6 protein-coding genes are annotated in these 4,541 nt (G+C 63.1%); 2 read left to right on the top strand and 4 right to left on the bottom strand.

The genetic code is table 11. The annotated features are described in order from the left end of the window. Positions 1-15 precede the first annotated feature (15 nt). A complete protein-coding gene (locus EOC06_RS12700) occupies positions 16-921 on the bottom strand; it encodes a lytic transglycosylase domain-containing protein (RefSeq protein ID WP_128307909.1) in 906 nt (301 codons plus the stop codon). A 181-nt stretch (positions 922-1,102) separates the two neighbouring features. Between EOC06_RS12700 and EOC06_RS12695 the strand changes: the two genes are divergently transcribed. Next, positions 1,103-1,672, top strand: coding sequence for a methylated-DNA--[protein]-cysteine S-methyltransferase (locus EOC06_RS12695; protein ID WP_128307908.1), 570 nt, complete (start codon positions 1,103-1,105; stop codon positions 1,670-1,672). Between the two features lie 34 nt (positions 1,673-1,706). Here the strand turns inward: EOC06_RS12695 and EOC06_RS12690 are convergent, their stop codons facing one another. Next, positions 1,707-2,036 carry a hypothetical protein gene (locus tag EOC06_RS12690; protein WP_023809723.1) on the bottom strand — a complete coding sequence of 110 codons (330 nt, stop codon included), beginning with the start codon at positions 2,034-2,036 and terminating at the stop codon, positions 1,707-1,709. Positions 2,037-2,331: 295 nt separating this feature from the next. Between EOC06_RS12690 and EOC06_RS12685 the strand changes: the two genes are divergently transcribed. Beyond that, positions 2,332-2,544 carry a cold-shock protein gene (locus EOC06_RS12685; RefSeq protein WP_010910991.1) on the top strand — a complete coding sequence of 71 codons (213 nt, stop codon included), beginning with the start codon at positions 2,332-2,334 and terminating at the stop codon, positions 2,542-2,544. Positions 2,545-2,975: 431 nt separating this feature from the next. Here the strand turns inward: EOC06_RS12685 and EOC06_RS12680 are convergent, their stop codons facing one another. Next, positions 2,976-3,584, bottom strand: a complete 609-nt coding sequence (locus EOC06_RS12680) for a glutathione S-transferase family protein (RefSeq protein WP_128307907.1) — start codon at positions 3,582-3,584, stop codon at positions 2,976-2,978. Between the two features lie 292 nt (positions 3,585-3,876). Beyond that, on the bottom strand, positions 3,877-4,541 hold a 665-nt coding region (locus EOC06_RS12675), incomplete at its 5' end, for an EAL domain-containing protein (protein ID WP_245469540.1).

The raw sequence follows: 4,541 nt of genomic DNA, 5'->3' as shown, positions 1-4,541 counted from the left end.
GTTCAGGCATCGCGCTCAGGCGTCGGGCTGCAGGCGACGGCGCTGGCGGTCGCGGCCAAGGCCGGTCGCCTCGAGCAGGCCCTTGCGCTTGGCGTCGTAATAATAGCCGGTCTGGTAGAGCCAGTCGGCCTTCTTGGCGTTGCCGCCGGCCACCAGCCAGGCGCCGCGCAGATATTTCACCGCGTATTTCAGATTGGTTTCGGCATCGAACAGGCCCTTGGCCGGCCCGTCATAGCCCATGCCGCGCGCCGTCGCGTGTTTGATCTGCATCAGCCCCCAATGGCCGTTGTTGTAGGCTTTCGGGTTGAAGGTGCTCTCGCGGTTGACGACATGGCGCACCAGATCCACCGGCACCTGATAGATCGCCGCATATTTCTCGATCAGCCGCTCGACATCGCCACGCACGCCCGTCGCGTGTTCTTCTTGCACGGGCCCTGCCGGGAACTGGACCAGGGCCGCCGGGTTCTGCGGCACGACATAGGCGACTTGCTGGACGCCGGGCATGCGATCGCCCTTGGCGGTTGCCGGCACGACCAGCCCCGCGGTCGTATAGGCCTCGGCCGCCTTGACCGGCTTGCTCGCATTTGCTGGTGGCGGCGCCTGCCAGGCATTGGCGGTCATCACCGCGGGCACGGCTGGTGCCATCGGTGTCGATCCGGCAAAAGCGGCGGTCGCGGCAGCCGGCTGTGCGGCGGGATCGAGCGGCAGCTCGGCCGTCTGAACGGGGGCGATCCCTGATGATTCCGGCAGCACCGAAACCGTCTCCGGCAGCGGCACGGTGAAACCGGCGTCAGTGCCGGCGACGGTCGCTGTTTCGGTGAGAGCAGGCGCGGACTTCATCTGCGAGGTCGACGTGCAGCCGCTGATGCCGGCGGCGGCCAGGATCACGCCGATCGCGATAAGGTTGAGTTTTGCTGGCAAGCCGCGCTCGGGTCCGGTTTGTCGGGTTGTTAAGAAATTCCTTACACCAGCGATTCAGGCCGGGCAATCGGGGCGATCAGGTGGTTTTCGGGTGGCGAGACGCAGGCGGTGATGCCATATTGTTCCGGATATGTACCGGAACGAATCCCGGATTTCGCCACTTTGCGGGAAGGAACGCATCATGGTCACGACATTTTCGATCACGGCCGGCCACGCAGTGTTAGAAACAGTGATCGGTTTCATGGGCATTGCCTGGAGCGAAAAGGGCCTGATCCGGCTCTGCCTGCCCGAACGCAGCCGCGAAGCGGTGGAGCGGCGCCTGCTGCGCCATGGCGGCGTTTCCAGTGCCACGGCGCAGCCGCCATGGGTGGTCGAGCTGATCGCGGCGATCAAGGCCTATGCGGCGGGCGAGGACATCGATTTCTCCGCCGTGCCGGTCGATCTCGACGGCGTCGACGATTTCCGCCTCGCCATTTACGACGCCGCGCGAAAACTCTCCTTCGGCGAAACCACCACCTATGGCGAGCTGGCCAAAACCGCCGGCCATGCCGGGCTCGCCCGCGAAACCGGGGCCGCCCTTGGCGCCAATCCGGTGCCGCTGGTCATCCCTTGCCATCGCATCCTTGCCGCCGGCGGCAAGATCGGCGGCTTCTCGGCGCCCGGCGGATCGATCACCAAGGAGAAGATGCTGGCCATGGAAGGCGTGCGCGTCGGCCCCCCGCCACCAGCGCAGGTGTCGTTCGGGTTCTGATGTAGGCAGTTGCATAATCGTTGTAGGCAGGTGCCTAGTTGTTGTGGAAGAACCGCCGGCGGAAATGCCGGTCATTGTCCGGCCGCTTGCAGTTGTAGACCGGGCAGGACTTTGTGTCGGCGCTCGGCACGTAGGCCCGTGTCCTCACCTCGCCCATGCTGCAGAATCGCTGGCTCTGCACATAGCGGTCGTAGAGCGGCAGTCCCGGCACCCGCTTCGACTGGTAGCGCAGGATGACCGCCCCTTGCCGGGCGATCGTCCCCTGAACCTTGCCGCAGCTCATACGCGTCGGGTCGTAGCGCGAGATCGCCTGCGCCTGAGCGGCGACAAGCGTCAGGCAGGCGGCAAGCAGAATGATTTTCATGGTCCTCTCCCCAAGATCCCCTCCCAAGCGGGTGTGGATCGAGCGCCCACAGGCTCCGATCATCGCGACGCTCTCACGCGATTGGGGCGGCCATTGGGCGGCGCCCTCATCACGGCTTTCTCACGCAGTCTTGTTTTTCGTGCGAAAGCAGCCTATATCCCTTCCATTGATATTTCGGCCGATCGATCCGGGCCTCGCGATAATCGCGTTTGCTGACGTCTATCTCCAAAATCTCGATGCACACCGGCTGGACCTCGGTCTGGTCAATCTAAAGCAAATGTGAAGGACTATCTAAATGGCAACTGGAACGGTCAAGTGGTTCAACGCCACCAAGGGCTTCGGCTTCATTCAGCCTGACGCGGGCGGCGCGGACGTTTTCGTCCACATCTCCGCTGTCGAGCGTGCTGGACTGTCGACCCTGGTCGAAGGCCAGAAGATCAACTTCGAGATCGAGCAGGACCGCCGCACTGGCAAGTCGTCCGCTGGATCTCTGAGCAAGGCAGCCTGATTTTGCGATAGCGCGCGCCGGGCGAGAGCTCGGGGCGCGCGGCAAGTCACGGATGTACTGACAGTCGCGCGAGAAGCGCGCTGGAGCGGAAAGACCCGACAAGCTGGATCAGCAGATAGCTGCCAGCCCGGACCGGACGTTCCCGATCAGGCTACCAAGCATGGAAGGCGGGATTTATCCCGCCTTTTTGCTGTCTGGGGTTCAGGCATTTCGCTTTGCAACCTCGAAGCGGAAGCGACGGCGTCCTTCTCCCCGTTTACGGGGAGAAGTGCCCGGCAGGGCGATGAGGGGCAGCGCTGAGGCTTCAGAACTACCCATTTTAAACTTACCCAGAAAGGTTGGCGCCGCCCCTCAACTGGCTGCCGCCATTTTCTCCCCGTAAACGGGGCGAAGGACGCTGTGTTGACGCTTTCGCCAATCGTCAACGTAGCTTATCCCATCCACCCGATCGGCACATGCCCGGGATCTGCCTCCACCCTTTTCAGCCAGGCCGCCACCGCCGGATAGGCGTCGAGCTGGAAGCCGCCCTGCTCCGCCGTATGCGTATAGGCATAGAGCGCGATGTCGGCGACGCTGAGCGCGCTGCCGGCGAAGAAGGCATTGTTTTCCAGATGCCTGTTCATCACGCCGAGCGCCTTGTTGCCGCGCTCCAGCGTCACCGCCAGCCGCTCCGGGGTCGCATCCCCAGCACGTTCGGGGAAGGTCAGCAGCGCCTTGCGCACGGCAATGTAAGGCTCGTGGCTGTATTGCTCGAAGAACAGCCATTGATAGGCAAGCCCACGCTCATACCTGTCCGCCGGCAGGAAGCGTGTGCCTTCGGCGAGATAGAGCAGGATGGCGTTGGATTCGGCCAGCCGCCGGCCATCGTCGAACTCGAGCAGCGGCACCATAGCATTCGGATTCTTGGCGACAAAGTCGGCTTTGCGCGTATCGCCGGTGTGCGAACTCACTTCGACATTGGTAAAGCCAAGGCCAAGCTTGGCCATCAGCAGGCGCGGCTTGTAACAATTGCCGCTGTCGATCATGCCGTAAAGTATCATGGCTGTTCCCCGGAGCACTGTCTCCGCGCGATTATCGCAGCGGCGGCGGTCTCAACCAATGATTTGTTTTGGTACGACGATCAGCGCCGCTGATGTGTGAATCGCCGAAAATCTGAGGCCGTTGAAGGGCATGTTGAGATTCAGGTCAGGCCGAGCCGAAAACGGTGGGTTCCGAGAACCGGAGCGGAGCGTACTTAAGTACGTGAGCTCAGTTCTACTGCGTGGCAGTAGAACTAGGGAAGCGCAGGAAGCCGCCGTTTGCAGGCCGGCATCACCTGAATATCGACATGCCCTAGCCAAAGAGGGGCACGACCTTGCTGTCCCGGCCCAGCAGTGCATCGATGACCAGCGGTTTCTCCTCGAATACCGTGCCGGCCAAGGCCGGACGGGCAAGGAGAAAACCCTGCAGCAGGTCGACGCCGCCTTCGAGCGCGACGCGCAGATGGGTGGGCTGCTCGATGCCTTCGACCAGCACCTTGGCGCCGCGGTCATGCAGGCTGGAAACCAGCGGGCGGAAGAACCGTTCGGCGGCAGCGTGGCGGCAGAACTCCGCGAACCAGGTGCCGTCGATCTTGACGATGTCGGGCTTGAGCAGGCTCACCCGCTCCTCGGTCGAGTGCCCGGTGCCGAAATCGTCGATGGCGATACGGATGCCGTCGCGCCGCATCTCGCGCACCAGCCGCACGAGAAGCGCGTCGTCCGCCGCCTGTTCGGTGATTTCGCAGACCAGCATGGCCGGCGCCAGGCCGAACTCGCCGAGATGCCTGGTCATCAGGCGAATCTCGGCCAGTGCCCGCCCGGCATGGTCGTTGATCAACGGGTTGTAGTTGAAGAACAGGTCGAGCCCGTCGACGCCGATGTTGCGGAAATTCCTGAGATGCAGCGCCCGGCACATGGTTTCCACAAACAGCCGGTCCGAGACCGCAACGCTTTCAAAGAACACCTTCGGCCCGCCGG

This window comes from Mesorhizobium sp. M7A.F.Ca.MR.362.00.0.0 (assembly GCF_004023175.1).
In the GTDB taxonomy this organism is placed as follows: Bacteria; Pseudomonadota; Alphaproteobacteria; order Rhizobiales; family Rhizobiaceae; genus Mesorhizobium.
Note: the sequence above shows the minus strand (reverse complement) of the source record. Positions and strands in the feature narration are given on the sequence as shown.